Source organism: Microtetraspora niveoalba, assembly GCF_001570405.1.
Lineage (GTDB): Bacteria > Actinomycetota > Actinomycetes > Streptosporangiales > Streptosporangiaceae > Microtetraspora > Microtetraspora niveoalba.
In genome coordinates this window covers 42,274-59,503 of record NZ_BBYM01000015.1, presented here as the reverse complement: position 1 = coordinate 59,503, position 17,230 = coordinate 42,274, and the positions used below count along the sequence as shown (strand labels likewise).

19 protein-coding genes are annotated in these 17,230 nt (G+C 68.6%); 9 read left to right on the top strand and 10 right to left on the bottom strand.

The features are described from left to right. Positions 1-7 precede the first annotated feature (7 nt). From ctaE to qcrB, 4 genes are all read left to right on the top strand, one after another. On the top strand, positions 8-625 hold the full coding sequence (gene ctaE / locus AWQ70_RS15230; RefSeq protein ID WP_067176104.1) for an aa3-type cytochrome oxidase subunit III: 618 nt from the start codon (positions 8-10) through the stop codon (positions 623-625). Between the two features lie 68 nt (positions 626-693). Further along, a complete protein-coding gene (gene qcrC / locus AWQ70_RS15225; protein WP_444543118.1) occupies positions 694-1,455 on the top strand; it encodes a cytochrome bc1 complex diheme cytochrome c subunit in 762 nt (253 codons plus the stop codon). Next, positions 1,452-2,537, top strand: a complete 1,086-nt coding sequence (gene qcrA, locus AWQ70_RS15220) for a cytochrome bc1 complex Rieske iron-sulfur subunit (protein WP_067176097.1) — start codon at positions 1,452-1,454, stop codon at positions 2,535-2,537. The genes qcrC and qcrA overlap by 4 nt, the downstream gene beginning before the upstream one ends. Next, positions 2,537-4,162, top strand: a complete 1,626-nt coding sequence (gene qcrB / locus AWQ70_RS15215) for a cytochrome bc1 complex cytochrome b subunit (RefSeq protein WP_067176094.1) — start codon at positions 2,537-2,539, stop codon at positions 4,160-4,162. The genes qcrA and qcrB overlap by 1 nt, the downstream gene beginning before the upstream one ends. A gap of 358 nt (positions 4,163-4,520) precedes the next feature. Here the strand turns inward: qcrB and AWQ70_RS15210 are convergent, their stop codons facing one another. The 4 genes from AWQ70_RS15210 to ctaC all read right to left on the bottom strand — a co-directional run bounded on the left by AWQ70_RS15210 (position 4,521) and on the right by ctaC (position 8,744). After that, the gene (locus AWQ70_RS15210) at positions 4,521-5,699 is read right to left on the bottom strand and encodes a L,D-transpeptidase (protein WP_245646972.1); all 1,179 of its coding nucleotides are present in this window, start codon (positions 5,697-5,699) and stop codon (positions 4,521-4,523) included. A gap of 161 nt (positions 5,700-5,860) precedes the next feature. Beyond that, positions 5,861-6,256, bottom strand: a complete 396-nt coding sequence (locus tag AWQ70_RS15205; RefSeq protein ID WP_067176088.1) for a cytochrome c oxidase subunit 4 — start codon at positions 6,254-6,256, stop codon at positions 5,861-5,863. After that, entirely contained in the window at positions 6,253-7,908 is a 1,656-nt protein-coding gene (gene ctaD / locus AWQ70_RS15200) for an aa3-type cytochrome oxidase subunit I (protein WP_373282328.1), read from the bottom strand. The genes AWQ70_RS15205 and ctaD overlap by 4 nt, the downstream gene beginning before the upstream one ends. Positions 7,909-7,913: 5 nt before the next feature. After that, positions 7,914-8,744: an aa3-type cytochrome oxidase subunit II gene (gene ctaC / locus AWQ70_RS15195; protein ID WP_067176081.1), complete on the bottom strand. Its 831-nt coding sequence runs from the start codon at positions 8,742-8,744 to the stop codon at positions 7,914-7,916. Between the two features lie 187 nt (positions 8,745-8,931). Between ctaC and AWQ70_RS15190 the strand changes: the two genes are divergently transcribed. The 3 genes from AWQ70_RS15190 (at position 8,932) to AWQ70_RS15180 (ending at position 10,888) form a co-directional block, all read left to right on the top strand. Continuing rightward, the gene (locus AWQ70_RS15190; protein ID WP_067176078.1) at positions 8,932-10,074 is read left to right on the top strand and encodes a cysteine desulfurase family protein; all 1,143 of its coding nucleotides are present in this window, start codon (positions 8,932-8,934) and stop codon (positions 10,072-10,074) included. A 77-nt stretch (positions 10,075-10,151) separates the two neighbouring features. Beyond that, the gene (locus tag AWQ70_RS41210) at positions 10,152-10,394 is read left to right on the top strand and encodes a sulfurtransferase TusA family protein (RefSeq protein ID WP_067176398.1); all 243 of its coding nucleotides are present in this window, start codon (positions 10,152-10,154) and stop codon (positions 10,392-10,394) included. Between the two features lie 62 nt (positions 10,395-10,456). Further along, positions 10,457-10,888, top strand: coding sequence for a CBS domain-containing protein (locus AWQ70_RS15180; protein WP_067176073.1), 432 nt, complete (start codon positions 10,457-10,459; stop codon positions 10,886-10,888). Between the two features lie 10 nt (positions 10,889-10,898). Here AWQ70_RS15180 and AWQ70_RS15175 read toward each other — a convergent pair whose 3' ends face one another. After that, positions 10,899-11,885: a carbohydrate kinase family protein gene (locus AWQ70_RS15175; RefSeq protein ID WP_067176070.1), complete on the bottom strand. Its 987-nt coding sequence runs from the start codon at positions 11,883-11,885 to the stop codon at positions 10,899-10,901. Between the two features lie 265 nt (positions 11,886-12,150). Continuing rightward, on the bottom strand, positions 12,151-12,504 hold the full coding sequence (gene erpA, locus AWQ70_RS15170; RefSeq protein WP_067176067.1) for an iron-sulfur cluster insertion protein ErpA: 354 nt from the start codon (positions 12,502-12,504) through the stop codon (positions 12,151-12,153). Positions 12,505-12,771: 267 nt separating this feature from the next. Between erpA and nadA the strand changes: the two genes are divergently transcribed. Continuing rightward, a complete protein-coding gene (nadA, locus tag AWQ70_RS15165) occupies positions 12,772-13,926 on the top strand; it encodes a quinolinate synthase NadA (protein ID WP_067176395.1) in 1,155 nt (384 codons plus the stop codon). Between the two features lie 48 nt (positions 13,927-13,974). Here the strand turns inward: nadA and pspAB are convergent, their stop codons facing one another. Genes pspAB through AWQ70_RS15145 form a run of 4 tightly spaced genes read right to left on the bottom strand, consistent with a single transcriptional unit; the run spans position 13,975 to position 16,500 of the window. Next, entirely contained in the window at positions 13,975-14,532 is a 558-nt protein-coding gene (gene pspAB, locus AWQ70_RS15160; RefSeq protein ID WP_067176063.1) for a PspA-associated protein PspAB, read from the bottom strand. Continuing rightward, complete coding sequence (gene htpX / locus AWQ70_RS15155; RefSeq protein ID WP_067176060.1) at positions 14,532-15,428, bottom strand: zinc metalloprotease HtpX; 897 nt, start codon at positions 15,426-15,428, stop codon at positions 14,532-14,534. The genes pspAB and htpX overlap by 1 nt, the downstream gene beginning before the upstream one ends. Continuing rightward, on the bottom strand, positions 15,428-15,706 hold the full coding sequence (gene pspAA, locus AWQ70_RS15150; RefSeq protein WP_067176057.1) for a PspA-associated protein PspAA: 279 nt from the start codon (positions 15,704-15,706) through the stop codon (positions 15,428-15,430). The genes htpX and pspAA overlap by 1 nt, the downstream gene beginning before the upstream one ends. Further along, the gene (locus AWQ70_RS15145; RefSeq protein ID WP_218004537.1) at positions 15,703-16,500 is read right to left on the bottom strand and encodes a PspA/IM30 family protein; all 798 of its coding nucleotides are present in this window, start codon (positions 16,498-16,500) and stop codon (positions 15,703-15,705) included. The genes pspAA and AWQ70_RS15145 overlap by 4 nt, the downstream gene beginning before the upstream one ends. A gap of 142 nt (positions 16,501-16,642) precedes the next feature. Between AWQ70_RS15145 and AWQ70_RS15140 the strand changes: the two genes are divergently transcribed. Next, positions 16,643-17,230, top strand: a 588-nt coding sequence (locus tag AWQ70_RS15140; RefSeq protein WP_084517105.1) for a DUF3043 domain-containing protein, incomplete at its 3' end; no start/stop codon positions are given.

Below are 17,230 nucleotides of genomic sequence, written 5' to 3'. Positions count from 1 at the left end.
CGCAATAATGCTGCCCGTGGCGACAGCATCCGCAATTACAACGACGACGACGCCCTACGGGTCCCGCCGGCCGAACCTGGTTCAGGTCGGGACCATCGTGTGGCTGTCCTCTGAGCTCATGTTCTTCGCGGCGCTGTTCGCGATGTACTTCACCATCCGGTCGGTCAGCCTCGGCCAGGGCAAACCCTGGCCGGACGCCCATCTCGACATCCCGTACGCCACGGCGAACACGATCATCCTGGTCCTGTCCAGCGTGACGTGCCAGTTCGGTGTATGGGCCGCGGAAAAGGGCCAGGTCAAGAAGCTCAGGTTCTGGTACATCTTCAGCTTCATCTTGGGCGCGATCTTCGTCGCGGGCCAGCTGAACGAGTACCGCGTCCTGGTGGAGGAGGGCGTGACCCTCGCCTCCAGCGCCTACGGCTCGGTGTTCTACCTGACCACAGGCTTCCACGGTCTGCACGTGACGGGTGGACTGATCGCGTTCCTGTTCATCCTGGGACGCACGTACGCCGCGAAGCGCTTCACGCATGAGCAGGCCACCAGCGCGATCGTCGTGTCCTACTACTGGCACTTCGTGGACGTGGTCTGGATCGGCCTTTTCGCGACCATCTACATCATCAAATGATCGGAACGGGGAGATCGGTGAAATCCATCACCGCGCGACGGCGGCATCCCCTCGCGCGTTTTGCCGTTGTGGCACTCGCGTTGGGCCTCCTCGGCGGGGGATACGCGCTCGCCGCGCCGAACGGCGGCACCGCGGACGCGGCGGTCGCGTCCGGGAAGGCCGACGACGTGGCGAAGGGCAAGGACCTCTTCGTCGCCCACTGCGCCAGCTGTCACGGGCTGAACGCTGAGGGCACCAAGTCCGGTCCCACCCTCGTGGGCGTGGGCGCGGCTGCCGTGGACTTCCAGGTGAGCAGCGGGCGCATGCCCGCGTCCGACCCGGGGGCCCAGGCTCCGCGCAAGCCCCTCGACGAGTGGGTGACCCCCGAGGCCATCGACCAGCTCTCGGCGTACGTCCAGTCGCTGGGCGGCGGCCCGACCCGGCCGTCGGCCGAGCAGGTCGACCCGGCCAAGGGCGACCCGGCGAAGGGTGGCGAGCTGTTCCGCGCGAACTGCATCCAGTGCCACAACTTCGTCGGCGCCGGCGGCGCGCTGACCTACGGCAAGTACGCCCCGCCGCTGCACGAGTCGTCGCCGACGCAGATCTACGAGGCGATGGCCACCGGGCCGCAGGCGATGCCCGTCTTCAACGACTCAGTGATCACTCCCGAGCAGAAGCGGGACATGATCGCCTACATCACCAGCGTCCGCGGCCAGGCGGACCCGGGCGGTGCCAGCCTCGGCAGGATCGGTCCGGTGACCGAGGGCCTGGTGGCCTGGATCGTCGGCATCAGCCTGCTGGTCCTCGCCGCCATCTGGATCACCGCGAAGAAGCGACAGGCGCACTCATGACAGAAAACACCATCGACCAGCCCGAGGATCGCGTGCCGAAGCGCGTCATCGGCACGCCGCCTCCCACCGAGGCCATCCTGAAGGACGAGCGGGCCCACGAGCCCGAGGCCCTGCCGGGGGTGCAGTACCAGGACCCGGTCAGTGCCCGCAAGGCCGAGAAGGCGGTCGCGCTTCTGTTCGCGATCGCCTTCCTCGCGGGCATCGGCTTCATCGCCTCGTACGTCATCTTCCAGGTCGGGACGATCGAGAAGACGTCGACGTCCAACTTCGCGCTCGGCGGCACGCTGACGCTGGCGCTGCTCGCACTGGCGGCCGGCATCACGACCTGGGTGCGCAAGATCATGCCGAAGTACAGCATGATCCAGGAGCGTCACCCGATGGTGTCCGACTCCGACACCCGCGAGTACGTCAAGGAGACGTTCCTGGCGGGCGCGAACGAGAGCGGCTTCGTCAAGCACAAGCTGCTCCGCCGCACGCTGCTGCTGGCGGCGGCGCCGCTGGGCCTGGCTCCGCTCGTCCTGCTGAAGGACCTCGGCCCGCTGCCGGGCAACAAGCTCCGGCACACGGTCTGGGGCGAGGCCACGAAGAACGGCAAGCCGCGCCGCCTCATCACCGAGGGCACCGGCCAGCCGATCCGCGCCGCGGACTTCAACTCCCCCGGCGGCATCCTCTCGGTGGTCCCCGAGGGCTACGAACACGATCTCAACGCCCTGGCCAAGGCCACGCTGATCCTGCTCAAGTTCCGTCCGGAGGAGCTCAAGTCCGGCACGAACCTGAACTGGACGCACGACGGCATCGTCGCCTACTCGAAGATCTGCACCCACGTGGGGTGCCCCGCGGCGCTGTACGAGCAGACGACCCATCACATCCTCTGCCCGTGCCACCAGTCGACCTTCGACGCCTCCGACGGCGCCAAGGTCGTCTTCGGCCCGGCGGCCCGGCCGCTCCCGCAGCTTCCGATCGGGATCGACGAAGAGGGCTTCCTCGTCGCCAAGGCCGACTTCAACGTGCCCGTCGGTCCCAGCTTCTGGGAGCGCGGGGACGCGGAGCACGAAGCCAGGGAGAAGGCGGAGAAGGCGTAATGGACACTCCTCCCAAGGCAATCGCCGGCGTCTCGACCTTCCTCGACGACCGCCTGGGCGCGGGAAGCTTCCTCAAGCGCAACCTGCGGAAGATGTTCCCCGACCACTGGTCGTTCCTGCTGGGCGAGATCGCGCTCTACTCGTTCGTCGTGCTGCTGCTGACCGGTACGTTCCTGACGTTCTGGTTCAAGCCCAGCATGGGCCACGTGATGTACGAGGGCTCGTACGAGCCGCTCAAGGGCATCATGATGTCGGAGGCGTACGCCTCGGCGCTGAACATCTCGTTCGACGTCCGCGGCGGTCTGCTCATCCGGCAGATCCACCACTGGGCGGCCCTGCTGTTCGTCGCCGGCATGATGGTGCACATGCTCCGCGTGTTCTTCACGGGGGCGTACCGCAAGCCGCGCGAGCTGAACTGGCTGATCGGCATCGGCCTGCTGACCCTGGCCCTGTTCGAGGGTCTGACGGGTTACTCGCTGCCGGACGACCTGCTCTCGGGCGCCGGTCTGCGGATCACCCAGGGCGTCATCCTGTCGATCCCGCTGATCGGCACGTACATCCAGTTCTTCCTGTTCGGCGGCGAGTACCCGGGTGAGGACATCATCTCCCGGTTCTTCACGCTGCACATCCTGCTCATCCCGGGCATCCTGCTGGCGCTGATCACCGCTCACATGATCCTCATGTGGGTGCAGAAGCACACGCAGATGCCGGGCAAGGGCCGCACCGAGAAGAACGTGGTGGGTGCGCCGTTCTACCCGGCCTTCATGGCCAAGGCGGGCGCGTACTTCCTGTTCACGTTCGGTGTGCTGGCGCTGCTGGGCACGTTCGCGCAGATCAACCCGATCTGGTTGTTCGGGCCTTACACGCCGGCGGACATCTCGGCGGGCTCCCAGCCCGACTGGTACATGGGCTTCCTCGAAGGCTCACTGCGTCTGATGGTCCCGTGGGAGATCAACCTCTTCGGCACGTCCGGAGGCACGATCCCGCTGAGCGTGCTGATCCCGGCGCTGGTGCCGCTGGGGATCATCATGACGGGCCTCGCGCTGTACCCGTTCCTGGAGCAGTGGGTGACCGGCGACCGGCGCGAGCACCACATCGCCGACCGGCCGCGCAACAACCCGCACCGCACCTCCATCGGCTTCGCGGCGATCACGTTCTACGGCATCCTGTGGCTGCTGGGCGCCAACGACGAGATCTCGGCCAACTTCCACATCGGCCTCTACGAGACGACGATGTTCGGCCGGGTGGCCATCTTCGTCGGCCCGGTGATCGCCTACTTCGTCACCTACCGGATCTGCCTCGGCCTGCAGCGCAAGGACGCCGAGATCGTGTCCCACGGTGTCGAGTCGGGCGTCATCAAGCGGATGCCGAACGGCGAGTACATCGAGGTCCACACGCCGCCCGCGGACGACATCCTGGCGCACCTCCGCGGCAAGAAGGAGATCCCGATCATCGAGGGCGGCGCCGACCGCGAGGGGATCCCGCCGAAGGGCGCCCGCTCGCTGATCGGCCGGCTCCGCGCCAAGATGAGCCGGGCGTACGGCACCGACCGGATCCCTCTTGAGGAGGGGCACGGCGAGGAGCACGTCGCCGTCGGCGCCGGGGAGCGCAAGGAAGTTCACTGAGGCTCGATGAGCCGCACATGAGCGGCCCGGGTGGGGTTTCCCACCCGGGCCGCTTCTCTTTTGTCCCACAGCCGTCCCGCGCCGTCCCGAGAGCGGGCTCGGGGGGACGGCGCCGATGCCGGACCGCGAGTCGCGGCGGCCCGCCCTCAGGGCTCCCCCGACCTCGGTCGAAGGCTCGTCCCTCCCCGGACCCTCCGGAGGCCGCGCCGCCCGCGCGGCCCTCATTCGGCCGCAGGCGCGAACGGCCCGCGTCCCCTGCGATGGGGATGCGGGCCGTCGTGGAGGCCGTCAGAACGGCTCTGGGAGAGCTCTCAGGGCGACGTCGCGCCCGCCCTGAGAGGGGCGCTCACGGCGGTGCTCACAGCGGCTCGGTGCTGGCGCCGCGCAGCCGGCTCCACTTGAGCCACTGCTTCCAGGGCTCCTGCCAGTGCCCCCAGCCGTTGGTGGGGTCGAGCGGGCGCGGCGATCCGGTGATGACGATCGGGTCGCCGATCAGCGTGTTGGTCATGAACCACTTCGCGTTCGCCGGGCTGACGTTGACGCAGCCGTGGCTCACGTTCGAGTTCCCCTGGTCCCCCACCGACCACGGGGCGCCGTGCACGTACTCGCCGGTGTCGGAGATCCGCACGGTGTCGTAGACGGTGGTCTGGTAGTAGCCGGGGCTGCCGGGGCCGATGCCAGGCGAGGTCATGACCGTGACGAGCTCCCGGTCCATGGCGAGGTGGATGCCAGAAGTCGTGTAGTACTTCATCTCGCCGCCCTTGCCGGCGCTAATCGGCATGTTCCGGATGGTCTTCCCGTCCCGCTTCACCTTCATGTAGTGCGTGCCGGTGTCCGCGTAGCTGATCTGGGAGCGGCCGATGGTGAAATCGCGGACGTAGTCCTTCGCGCCGTACATGCCGTCGGCGCCGCGCACGCCCGCGAGCCGGGCGACGAGCCGCACCTTGGTGTGGGCCGGCCAGTACTCCTTCGGACGGAACGACACACGGCGGTTGTCGAACCAGTGCCAGGCGCCCTGCACCGGCTTGGACGCGTGGACCTGCAGGTTCTTCTCCACCGAGACACGGTCGGTGACGTCGTGGTCAAAAGTGATCATGATCGGCATCCCGACGCCCACGGTCAGGCCGGTGATCTCCTTGTTGGGGAGGATCGTCTGGACGTCGAAGGCCTTGACCGCCTTGCGGGTCGAGAAGACGCTCCTGGTCTCGGTCGTCTTGCCCGCGGCGTTGACCGCGACGGCGGTCACGCTGTAGTCGGTGCCCGGTGTCATGGGTCGCGCGCTGCGCCATCTGGTCCGGTCGGCGCTGTACATCCCGGCCACCGGCCGGCCCTTCGCCTCTACCGTGACGCCCTTGAGCGTCCCCCCGGCGGACGCGATCATGATGGGCAGCTCGGGGGCGAGATCCCGCGCCCCGTTCTCCGGCGTGACGCCCACCGCCGCCGGCGGCACGACCGCGGCTTCCTTCTCGCGATCCGCCGCGGCGGCGGAACACCCGGTCGCCATGAGTAGGGCAAGCAGCCCAGCACCAGCTCGCACGTCGGCCTCCCCCCGCCACGTACCACTTGCATGGGGTAAGTACCCGATTACGTTGGGTCCGCCCTCAGTTCAGGGATGGCAGCTGGCAAAGAAAAGCGTCGCGGCCGGCCAACTGATCGTTGGCCGGCCGCGACGAGGCCTGGGAGACGCGCTCCTCCGGGTCAGTGCGAGAAGTTGCCCCGGTAGTACTGGAACACGAATCCGATCATGCTCATGACGGTGGCGAAGACACCGATCAGGAACAGCCACATCCCGATGGCGAAGCCGAAGAACGTCAGCGCCGCGGAGAGGCAGACGAACAGCGGCCACCAGCTGTGCGGGCTGAAGAAGCCCAGCTCGCCGGCGCCGTCGCTGATGTCGGCCTCCTTGCTGTCCTCCGGCTGGTCACCGATGCGGCGAGCCGTGAAGAGCAGGTAGTAGCCGATCATGAGGGCGAGGCCGACGGAGATGGCCAGGACCGCGGTGCCGGTCGGCTCCTTGGACCAGAACCAGTAGACCACGTCCACTGCGGCGAAGAAGAGGCCGCAGAGCACGAACATCCATCCCTGGATCTTCATCGACCTTCCTCCAGTGCGGGCTTCGCGGAAAGGTGCGGGTACTTGATGTCGAACGCGGGACGCTCAGACCGGATGCGCGGCAGCGACGTGAAGTTGTGTCGCGGCGGCGGGCAGGAGGTCGCCCATTCGAGCGCGCCACCGTAGCCCCACGGGTCGTCGACGGTGACCTTCGGCGCCTTCTTCCACGTGATCCACACGTTGTAGATGAACGGCAGCAGCGAGGCGCCGAGGAGGAACGCGCCCACCGACGAGATCATGTTCAGGTCGGTGAAACCGTCCACCGCGGAGTAGTCGGCGTAGCGCCGGGGGAAGCCGATGACGCCCAGCCAGTGCTGCACCAGGAACGTCAGGTGGAAGCCGAAGAACGTGATCCAGAAGTGGACCTTGCCGAGCCGGTCGTTCAGCATCCGCCCGGTGAACTTGGGCCACCAGAAGTAGAAGCCCGAGAACATCGCGAACACCACGGTGCCGAAGATCACGTAGTGGAAGTGGGCCACGACGAAGTAGGTGTCGCTGACCTGGAAGTCCAGCGGCGGCGACGCCAGGATGACGCCGGTGAGACCGCCGAAGAGGAACGTCACCAGGAAGCCGATCGCGAAGAGCATCGGCGACTCGAACGTCAGATGGCCGCGCCACATCGTGCCGATCCAGTTGAAGAACTTCACACCGGTCGGGACCGCGATGAGGAACGTCATGAACGAGAAGAACGGCAGGAGCACCTGGCCGGTCACGAACATGTGGTGCGCCCACACGGTGATCGACAGGCCCGCGATCGCGATCGTCGCGCCGACCAGGCCGATGTAGCCGAAGACCGGCTTGCGGCTGAACACCGGGATGACCTCGGTGATGATGCCGAAGAACGGCAGCGCGATGATGTAGACCTCGGGGTGGCCGAAGAACCAGAACAGGTGCTGCCACAACATCGCGCCGCCGGTGGCGGAGTCGAAGATGTGGGCGCCGAGCTTGCGGTCGGCCTCCAGGGCCAGCAGCGCGGCCGCGAGGACCGGGAAGGCCAGCAGCACCAGGATGCTGGTGAGCAGGATGTTCCAGGTGAACATCGGCATCCGGAACATCGTCATGCCGGGCGCGCGCATCGTGATGATCGTGGTGATGAAGTTCACCGCGCCGAGAATCGTGCCGAGTCCGGACAGCGCCAGACCCATGATCCACATGTCACCGCCGATGCCGGGCGAGGTCACCGCGTTGGACAGCGGCGCGTAGGCCGTCCATCCGAAGGCGGCGGCGCCACCCGGGGTGATGAAGCCGGCCACCGCGATGGTGCTGCCGAACAGGTAGAGCCAGTAGCTCACCATGTTCAGCCGGGGGAAGGCCACGTCCGGCGCGCCGATCTGCAGCGGCATGATCGCGTTGGCGAAGCCCGCGAACAGCGGCGTCGCGAACATCAGCAGCATGATCGTGCCGTGCATCGTGAACAGCTGGTTGAACTGCTCGTTCGACACGAACTGCAGGCCCGGGGCGGCCAGCTCGGCGCGCATGACCAGCGCCATGACGCCGCCGATCAGGAAGAACACGAACGACGTGATCAGGTACAGGTGCCCGATCACCTTGTGGTCGGTGGTGGAAAGCCACTTGGCCACGACCGAGCCCTTGGTGTACGGCCGGGCGGCGATGGCGGAGGGTTGGTGGTGGATGGCGGTCACTGGGCACTCCCCGCCTGGCTCTGGATGTACTGGTCGAACTCCGCCTGCGGCACGAGCTTCACGGAGAACAGCATCTTGCTGTGGTCGACGCCGCAGAGCTCGGCGCAGCGTCCGACGAAGACGCCCGGGCGGTTCAGCGTCTTGATCTGGAACTTGTTGCGCACGTTACCGGGGAACACGTCCTGCTTGAACAGGAAGGCCGGCACCCAGAAGGAGTGGATGACGTCGGGCGAGTGGAGCTCGAACTCGACCTCGGCGCCCGTCGGCAGCACGAGCTGCGGGCCCTCGGGGTTCTCCACGCTCTGCTTGGCGAGGTCGACCGGGACGCCCTCGACCCTGGCGCTCTTGCCCTGGTACTCGGTGGTGAAGCCCCAGCTCCACATGCGGCCCTCGACCTTGACCTTCACCGGGGCGTTGCCGGTGACCTTCATGATCTCGGTCTCGTCACGGGCGGTGAAGTAGAAGAAGACCGAGACCATGATGATCGGCACCACGGTGTACAGGATCTCGATCGGCAGGTTGTACCGCACCTGAGGCGGCAGCTGGTCCGGCGAGTTCTTCTTCTTGCGGTGGAACGCGCACGCCCAGAGGATCAGGCCCCACACGACGATGCCGGTGGCGAGTGCCGCGATCCAGGCCCCGTTCCAGAGCGTCTGGGTAAGGTGCGCCTGCTCGGTGGCGCCTTCGGGCATGCCGCCACGGGACCACTGCTCAGTCGTCTGGGCGCTACACGCCGTCGCGGCCGCCACGAGCACCGCCAGAGCGGCGACGCGTGGCAACCGGCGGCGGGCCAACGGTCGCCGTGTCGTACGGCGGGTCGGACTCACGGATTGCCTACCCCACAGGTGAAGCCCAAGAGTCCCTCTCCTGGGCGGATCTTCCAAGTTGCACGATCAGAAGGGACCGGGGCCGTCTCGGACCGGTCACCCCTTTACTTGATTGAGTTCACGCTGGGGGACACATTAGCGCGGACCGGCACCGCCCCTCTGACCAGCCCCCGTTAATGTCCTATCTGTGGTCTATCTGGACGCTGCTTCGACCGAGCCCCTTCACCCCGCGGCGCGGGACGCGCTGCTGGCCGCGCTCGACTCCGGCTGGGCCGACCCGGCCCGCCTGTACGGCGCGGCGCGGCGCGCGCAGATGCTCCTCGAACAGGCCCGCGCCGACGTCGCCGACGTGCTCGGCGCCCGCCCGGACGAGGTGGTGTTCACCGCGTCCGGCACCCAGGCGGTCCATCTCGGCGTCCTGGGCGCGCTGAACGGGCGCAGGCGGATCGGCCGCCACCTGGTGATCGGCGCGGTCGAGCACTCCAGTGTGCTGCACGCGGCCGAGGAGCACGAGCACGGGGGTGGCACCGTCGAGGTTGTCGGCGTGAGCCGTACGGGCGAGGTGGACGCGGAGGCGTTCGCGGAGGCGGTGTCCCGGCCCGGCACGGCGCTGGCCTGCCTGCAGACGGGTAACCACGAGGTGGGGACGCTCCAGCCCGTCGAGGAGGCCGCCGCCGCCTGCCGCGCGGCGGGCGTGCCGCTGCTGGTCGACGCCGCGCAGTCGGCGGGCCGGCTGCCGCTCCCCCGCGACTGGTCGGTGCTGACGGCGAGCGCGCACAAGTGGGGCGGGCCGGCGGGTGTGGGGGTCCTGGCCGTGCGCAAGGGGACCCGCTGGCGCTCGCCGTACCCGCAGGACGAGCGGGAGCGGCGGCGGGCGCCCGGGTTCGAGAACGTCCCGGCGATCGTCGCCGCGGCGGCGGCGCTGCGGGCGAGGACCGGGGACGCGGCGGCGCAGGCCGCGGAGAACGCGCGGCTGTCGGCCCTGGTCGAGCGGGTCCGGACGGAGGTCCCGCGCCTGGTGCCCGACGTGGAGGTGGTCGGCGACCCGGTACGGCGGCTGCCGCACATCGTCACCTTTTCGTGTCTTTACGTCGAGGGCGAGGCGCTGCTGACCGAGCTGGACCGGGCCGGGTTCGCGGTCTCGTCCGGGAGCTCCTGCACCGCGAGTACGCTTCGTCCATCGCACGTGCTGGAGGCGATGGGGGTGCTTACGCACGGGAACGTCCGGGTATCGCTGCCCCAGGGCGTGTCCGAGGGCGACGTCGACCGGTTCCTCGCCGCACTACCGGACATCGTGCGACGCATCCGAGCGAGTTTGGGAGTGCACTGATGTGGCGGAGGCGTTCGGGGGCCGGCCGGAGCGAGACCGAGGAGCCGCGGGCGGAGGCGCGGGCCGAGACTCAGGCCGTGACGCGTGAGCCCGCCGCCCTGACGATCGACGCGCTGGGCCGCAAGTGTCCCATCCCGATCATCATGCTGGCCGACCAGATCAACCAGGTGCCCATGGGGGCGGTCGTCGAGGTACTCGCCGACGACCCGGCCGCGTACACCGACATCCCGGCGTGGTGCCGGCTGAAGTCCCACGCGCACGTGGACAGCGCCGAGATCCCCCAGGGCGGCTGGGCGATCCGGGTGCGGCGCAACTACTGACCGCCCTCCCCCTGGGTAGGGGGTCCCTGGAAACGCACATCGATCTGTTTTCGGGGGATTCCATGACCACGGCACGCAACGTCATGCACTTCGGCGTGCAGTGCATCGGCGAGAACGAGGACCTGCTCACCGCATCGCGGATGATGCGCGACCTCGGCGTCGGCTCGCTGCCCGTGTGCGGCGAGGACGACCGGCTCAAGGGGATCATCACCGACCGCGACATCGTCATCAAGTGCGTCGCGGCCGGTAAGGACTGCGCCGACGTCAGGGCGCGGGACCTCGCGCAGGGCACGCTCGTCTGGGTCGACGCCGACGCGGATCTGGACGAGGCCCTCCACACCATGGAGGAGCACCAGATCCGGCGGCTGCCCGTGCTGGAGAACCACCGCCTCGTCGGGGTGATCAGCGAGGCCGACCTGGCCGCCCACCTGTCCGAGCATCAGCTCGCCGAGGCGGTCACCAGGATCTACGCGGAGAGCACGCCGCGCCTCTGACAGGAGTCGGCTACGCGTAGTGGCACTTCACGTGCTCGGCGACCTCGTCCGCGGCGTCCCGGCCGTAGACCGCGCCGAAGCGGTCGAGGAACACGCGCTGGCCCAGCTCGTACTCCTGGCAGCCGACCTGCTCCAGGACGTGCGTCGCGGTGAGGTTGCCGACCTGCGCGCAGCGCTCCAGCGAGAGGTCCCAGGAGAGGGCGGAGAGGAAGCCGGCCCGGAAGGCGTCGCCGACGCCGGTCGGGTCGGCCTTGCCCAGCTCGGGGGCCGGGGGGACGTGCAGGCTCGGCTCGCCTGCGCGGTCGATCCTGGCGCCCTTCGGCCCGAGCGTGGTGACGCGTACGCCGACCTTGCCCAGGATCTCCTCGTCCGACCAGCCGGTCTTCTGCTCGATGAGGCCCTTCTCGTAGTCGTTGCCGAACAGGTACGCCGCGCCGTCGACGAGCTGGCGGATGTCCTCGCCGTCCATCCGGGCGAGCTGCTGTGAGGGGTCGGCCGCGAAGGGGATGTCCCGCCCGCGCGCCTCGTCGGTGTGCCTCAGCATGGCGTCCGGGTCGTTCGGGCTGACCAGGACCAGGTCCAGGCCGCCGACCCGGTCGATGATCGGGCCCAGCTCGATCTCCCTGGCCTCGGCCATCGCGCCGGTGTAGAACGAGGCGATCTGGTTGTGCTCCTCGTCGGTGGTGCAGAGGAAGCGTGCCGTGTGGTGCAGCTCGGAGATGTACACCGACTGGCAGTCGACCCCGTGCCGCTCCAGCCACGACCGGTAATCCGTGAAGTCCGTGCCGACGGCGCCGACGAGGATGGGCCGCAGGCCCAGGCATCCCATGCCGAAGGAGATGTTCGCCGCGCACCCCCCGCGACGGATCTGCAGTTCGTCGACCAGGAAGGACAGGGAGACCCGGTCGAGCTGCTCGGCGACGAGCTGGTCCCCGAACCTGCCGGGGAAGGTCATCAGGTGGTCGGTCGCGATGGAGCCGGTGACGGCGATGCGCACGGGGTCGTTCTCCTCGTTGTCAGCATCATCTGGATGAACTGGGTGAGCCGAAAGAGCCGGATGGACGCCTCGGCGAACGTCTGCGCACACGTCTTCGCGGACGTACTCGATGAACGTTCCGGCAAACCCCGCAAGGATACGCGACCAGGGTGCGGTGGGGATCTCTCCCCGCGCCGGGGCACGCCGACGCCCCGCACGGCTCGGCCGTACGGGGCGTGCGTGTCGCGGTGCGCGGGCCCGCCGGGGGCGTGGCCCGCCGGGGCCGCTAGTTGAACGAGTCGCCGCAGGCGCAGGAGCCCGTGGCGTTCGGGTTGTCGATCGTGAAGCCCTGCTTCTCGATCGTGTCGACGAAGTCGATCGTGGCGCCGGTCAGGTACGGCGCGCTCATCCGGTCGGTCACGACGCTGACGCCGCCGAAGTCCGAAACGACGTCGCCGTCCATGGAGCGGTCGTCGAAGAAGAGCTGGTAACGCAGGCCGGAACAGCCGCCCGGCTGCACGGCGACACGCAGCTGCAGCCCTTCCTCGCCCTGCTGCTCCAGCAGGCTCTTCACCTTGGCGGCGGCCGCATCAGTCAGGGTCAGGCCCTGCTGCGTGGTCTCGCTGCTCTCAACCGTCATGTGCTGACTCCCGCGTCTGCGTCAACCGCCCACCGGGAGCGGTCGATGGATTCTGACGTCTCAGGGTGGACTCAAAGGGATGTTTCCACCTTCGTCGAAGGTCACTCCCCGGAGCTCTCCCCAGATAGACGCTACCAACACCGGTCCGGCCCCACACATTCCCGCGTCCCCTCCCGGTACGGCCCCGGGCCGCTGGCGTGAAACGGACGAAGGGTGTGTAATTATTAGTCGTCAGTTCGACGATAAGTCCCCGAAGGGGGTGTGGTCGTGACGACCACCGACACCGGGATCCCGCTCTTCATCCTCGGTCAGGGCGCCGACCCGCACAGCGAACGCGGAGTGGACTGTCCGGGCGAGCTGCCCCTCGCCTCCGATCCCGCGCTGGTCGAGCGCGCCCGCAAGGCCAGGGAACGGCTCGGCGACCGGCTCTTCGTGCTCGGCCACCACTACCAGCGCGACGAGGTCATCCAGTTCGCCGACGTGACCGGCGACTCGTTCAAGCTGGCCCGCGAGGCCGCCGCGCGCCCCGAGGCCGAGTACATCGTCTTCTGCGGCGTCCACTTCATGGCGGAGTCGGCCGACATCCTCACCTCCGACGCGCAGAAGGTCGTCCTGCCCGACCTCGCGGCCGGCTGCTCGATGGCCGACATGGCGACCTTCGACCAGGTCGAGGAGTGCTGGGACGCCCTGGAGGACGCGGGGCTCGCCGACCGCGTGGTCCCGATCACGTACATGAACTCCAGCGCCGACATCAAGGCGTTCTGCGGCAGGAACGGCGGCGCCGTCTGCACCTCCTCCAACGCCCGCAAGGCGCTGGAATGGGCGTTCCAGCAGGGAGAGAAGGTCCTCTTCCTCCCCGACCAGCACCTGGGACGCAACACCGCCGTGCTGGAGATGGGCCTCTCCCTCGACGACTGCGTCGTCTACAACCCGCACCGCCCCAACGGCGGCCTCACGCGGGAGCAGCTGGAGAACGCCCGGATGATCCTGTGGAAGGGCCACTGCTCGGTCCACGGCCGGTTCACGGCCGGGTGCGTCGACGACGTGCGCGCCCGCATCCCGGGCGTGAACGTGCTGGTGCACCCGGAGTGCCGCCACGAGGTCGTGACCAAGGCCGACCACGTCGGCTCCACGGAGTACATCATCCGCACGCTCCAGGAGGCCCCCGCCGGCTCCTCGTGGGCGGTCGGCACCGAGCTGAACCTGGTCAAGCGGCTCGCGGGCATGTTCCCGGACAAGGACGTGACCTTCCTCGACCGGACCGTCTGCTACTGCTCCACGATGAACCGCATCGACCTGCCGCACCTGGTGTGGGCGCTGGAGTCGCTCGCCGACGGCGAGGTCGTCAACCAGATCACGGTCGACCCCGACACGACGCACTGGGCGAAGGTCGCCCTCGACCGGATGCTCGCGCTCCCCTGACCGGCCACGCCGGCGTGGCGGCCCTTCCGAGGCCGCCACCCGGCGGGCTCACAGGCCGGGGGCGCCCCAGACCGGGAACCAGCGGGCGAGGTCGGGCTCGATCTTGAGCTCGCCCGCGAGCACGCCGCGTACCTGCAGCTCCAGGGCGTTGTCCCGGTGGGTGCCGCCGGTGGGCGCGAACGGGTAGAAGGTGCCCTGCTTGTAGAGGTAGACGACGGCGAGCCGGCGGCCGCGCGGGTCGGCGAAGGTCACCAGCGAGCACAGCAGGGACGGCCCGAAGCCGTTCGCCTCCAGCGTCGAGTTGACCGCGTGCAGGTCCGTGACCAGCGAGGCCACGTCCTCGGCGGGGCGGCGGACCACCAGCCAGGTGTAGCCGTAGGAGTCGGGCGTCAGCTCGGTGCCCGTGCCCAGCAGGGCCTGGATCTCCTGTTCGAGCTGGATGAACGCGGCGCCCTCCGCGGCACGGAAGCACACCGACCCGACGCCGGCAGGCGTGAACCCGGTCGCCGCTTGCAGGGTGACCGCCGCGGACGGCAGCGCGAACAGCGCGTCGAGGTCCGGTCTGGCCGGTTTCGACCTGCCGAGAAGCGCGTCGAACCAGCCCATCAGCGCCCCAGCTCGGCCGAGATCCTGGACAGCTGCGCCAGGCGCCGGTCCAGCGACGGGTGGGTGGAGAACAGCGACGCGACGCTCTGCCCCGAGAGGGCGGGCGCGAAGTAGAACGCGTTGAACGGCTGCGCCTCGCGCAGATCCTGCGTGGGAATCCGCGCGATCTCGCCGCTCACCTTGGTCAGCGCGCTGGCCAGGGCGGACGGCTGCTGGGTCAGCAGGGCGCCCGCGCGGTCCGCGGCCAGCTCGCGGTAGCGGGACAGGGCCCGTGTCAGCAGGAAGCTCACCGCGTAGACGAGGCCGGACACCAGCAGGATGATCAGCCCGACGGGCGGGCCGTTGTTGTTGTCCCTGCGCCCTCCCGCGAGGCCGCTGTAGAGCGCGAACCGGGTCATCAGCCCGGCCACGACCCCGAGGAACGAGGCGATCGTCATGACCGCCACGTCGCGGTGCGCGACGTGGGACATCTCATGGGCGAGGACGCCTTCCAGCTCCCGCGCGTCGAGCCTGCGCAGGATCCCGGTCGTCACGCAGACGACCGCGTTCTTCTGGTTGCGCCCGGTGGCGAACGCGTTCGGTACGTCCGAGTCGGCGATCGCCACCCTGGGTTTCGGCATGTCCGCCATCGCGCTCAGCCGGTCGATGATGCCGTGCAGCTCAGGGGCTTCCTGAGGGGAGACCTCCCGGCCGTGCATCGCGAACAACGCGATCTTGTCGGACAGGAAGTACTGCACCAGCAGGAAGCCTCCGGCGATCACCAGCACCACGACGGCGCGCACTCCGACCGCGATCAGGATGGCCACGAACGCGACGTAGAGCAGGCCGAGCAAGAACATGGTCGTGACCATCCGGGTGGTCAGACCACGATCAGGGGCGAACCTGGTCCGGGACATCAGCCCGGGATGAGCCCGGTGTCGCCGAGCATCTCCCGCACTTCCTCTATCGAGGCGTCGGCGGGCGGCAGGATCAGCTCGGACGGCTCCAGCGAGTCGTCCGGCAGCGCCTTGCCCACCTGGCGGACCTTGTCCAGAAGGGCGTGCAGCTTGACCCGGAAGACCGTCTCGTCGTCGGACTCGATGGCGGTCTCAAGCTCATCGTCCAAGGCGTTCAGGACGTCGAGGTCGGCGTCCTCGATCTGGATCTGGCCCTCTCCCATGATTCGGACGATCACAGGCCCTCCCCCGGCTGGCGGATCTGCTGAGTCTGCGGCGACTGCTGGTGCGCCTGGCCGGGCTGCCCGGCCTCGATGGCGCTCTTGGGAGCCGGCCCCTGCCCCAGCTCCGCCTTCATCCTGGCGAGCTCCAGCTCGACGTCCGTGCCGCCGCCCATGCGGTCGAGCTCGGCCTGGATGTCGTCGCGCTGGCCGGTGAAGTCGTCGAGCGCGCCGCTGGCGAGCAGCTCGTCGATCGCGCCGGCGCGGGCCTGCATCTGCGCCGTCTTGTCCTCGGCGCGCTGTATCGCGAGGCCGACGTCGCCCATCTCCTCGGAGATGCCGGAGAACGCCTCGTTGATCCGGGTCTGCGCCTCGGCCGCGGTGTAGGTGGCCTTGATCGTCTCCTTCTTCGTACGGAAGGAGTCCACCTTGGCCTGGAGCCGCTGGCTGGCGAGGGTGAGCTTCTCCTCCTCGCCGTGCAGGTTGTTGTACTGGATCCGCAGGTCGGCGATCTGGGCGTTCAGGCCGTTGCGGCGGGTGAGCGCCTCACGGGCGAGGTCCTCCCGCCCGACGGACAGCGCCTGCCGGCCCTGGTCCTCCAGCTTCTTGGCCTGGCTTTCCAGCTGGTTGATCTGCAGTTCGACCCGCTTGCGGCTGGTGGCGACGTCGGCCACGCCCCGGCGCACCTTCTGCAGCAGCTCCAGCTGGCGCTGGTAGGAGTAGTCCAGCGTCTCCCGCGGATCCTCCATCTTGTCCAGTGCCCTGTTGGCCTTCGACTTGAAGATCATGGAAAGTCTTTTCATCACGCTCATGCGCGTCGGCCGTCCCCTTCTCAAGGTTGCGTGGGTAGCCCCAGCCGTATTAGTCGCCCAAAAGCGGCAGAGCCGCCTGGGTTCACCCTACGCATAACGCGTGAGGGCGTCACTAAGTTGCACGCCCGGTAGGCTGGGCGACGTGTTCGGACGTCGTAACCAGGCCGCTACGGACGAGGCCCCCGTCCCCGCCGAAGATCTTAAGCCCCAGGGGACTCCGGGTAAGGGTCGTCCCACCCCCAAGCGGAGCGAGGCGCAGGGGCGCCGCCGCTCGCCCGTGACCGCGCCGGCCAACCGCAAGGAAGCCTACCGGCAGCAGCGCGATCGGGACCGGGCCATGCGGGCCCGCCAGCGCGAGGGCATGCTCCGCGGCGAGGAGAAGTACCTCCTCCCCCGTGACAAGGGCCCCGTGCGGAGGTTCGCCCGTGACTGGGTCGACTCCCGGCGTCTCCCAGGTCAGTACTTCCTGCCCGCGGTGCTGGTCATCATGCTGCTGTCGATGGTCCCGTTCCCGCTGCAGATCCGCAGCGTCGTCCTCACGGTGTACACGCTGGCCCTGCCGATCGTGATGATCGCGGTCCTCGGCAACTCGTTCTACGTCGGATACCGCGTGAAGAAGGAGGCCGCGGCGAAGTTCCCCGACGAGAACCTCAAGGGCATCGCCTTCTACGCGGCGATGCGGTCCTCGCAGATCCGCCGCCTGCGCTTCCCCAAGCCGACGGTGCTGCCC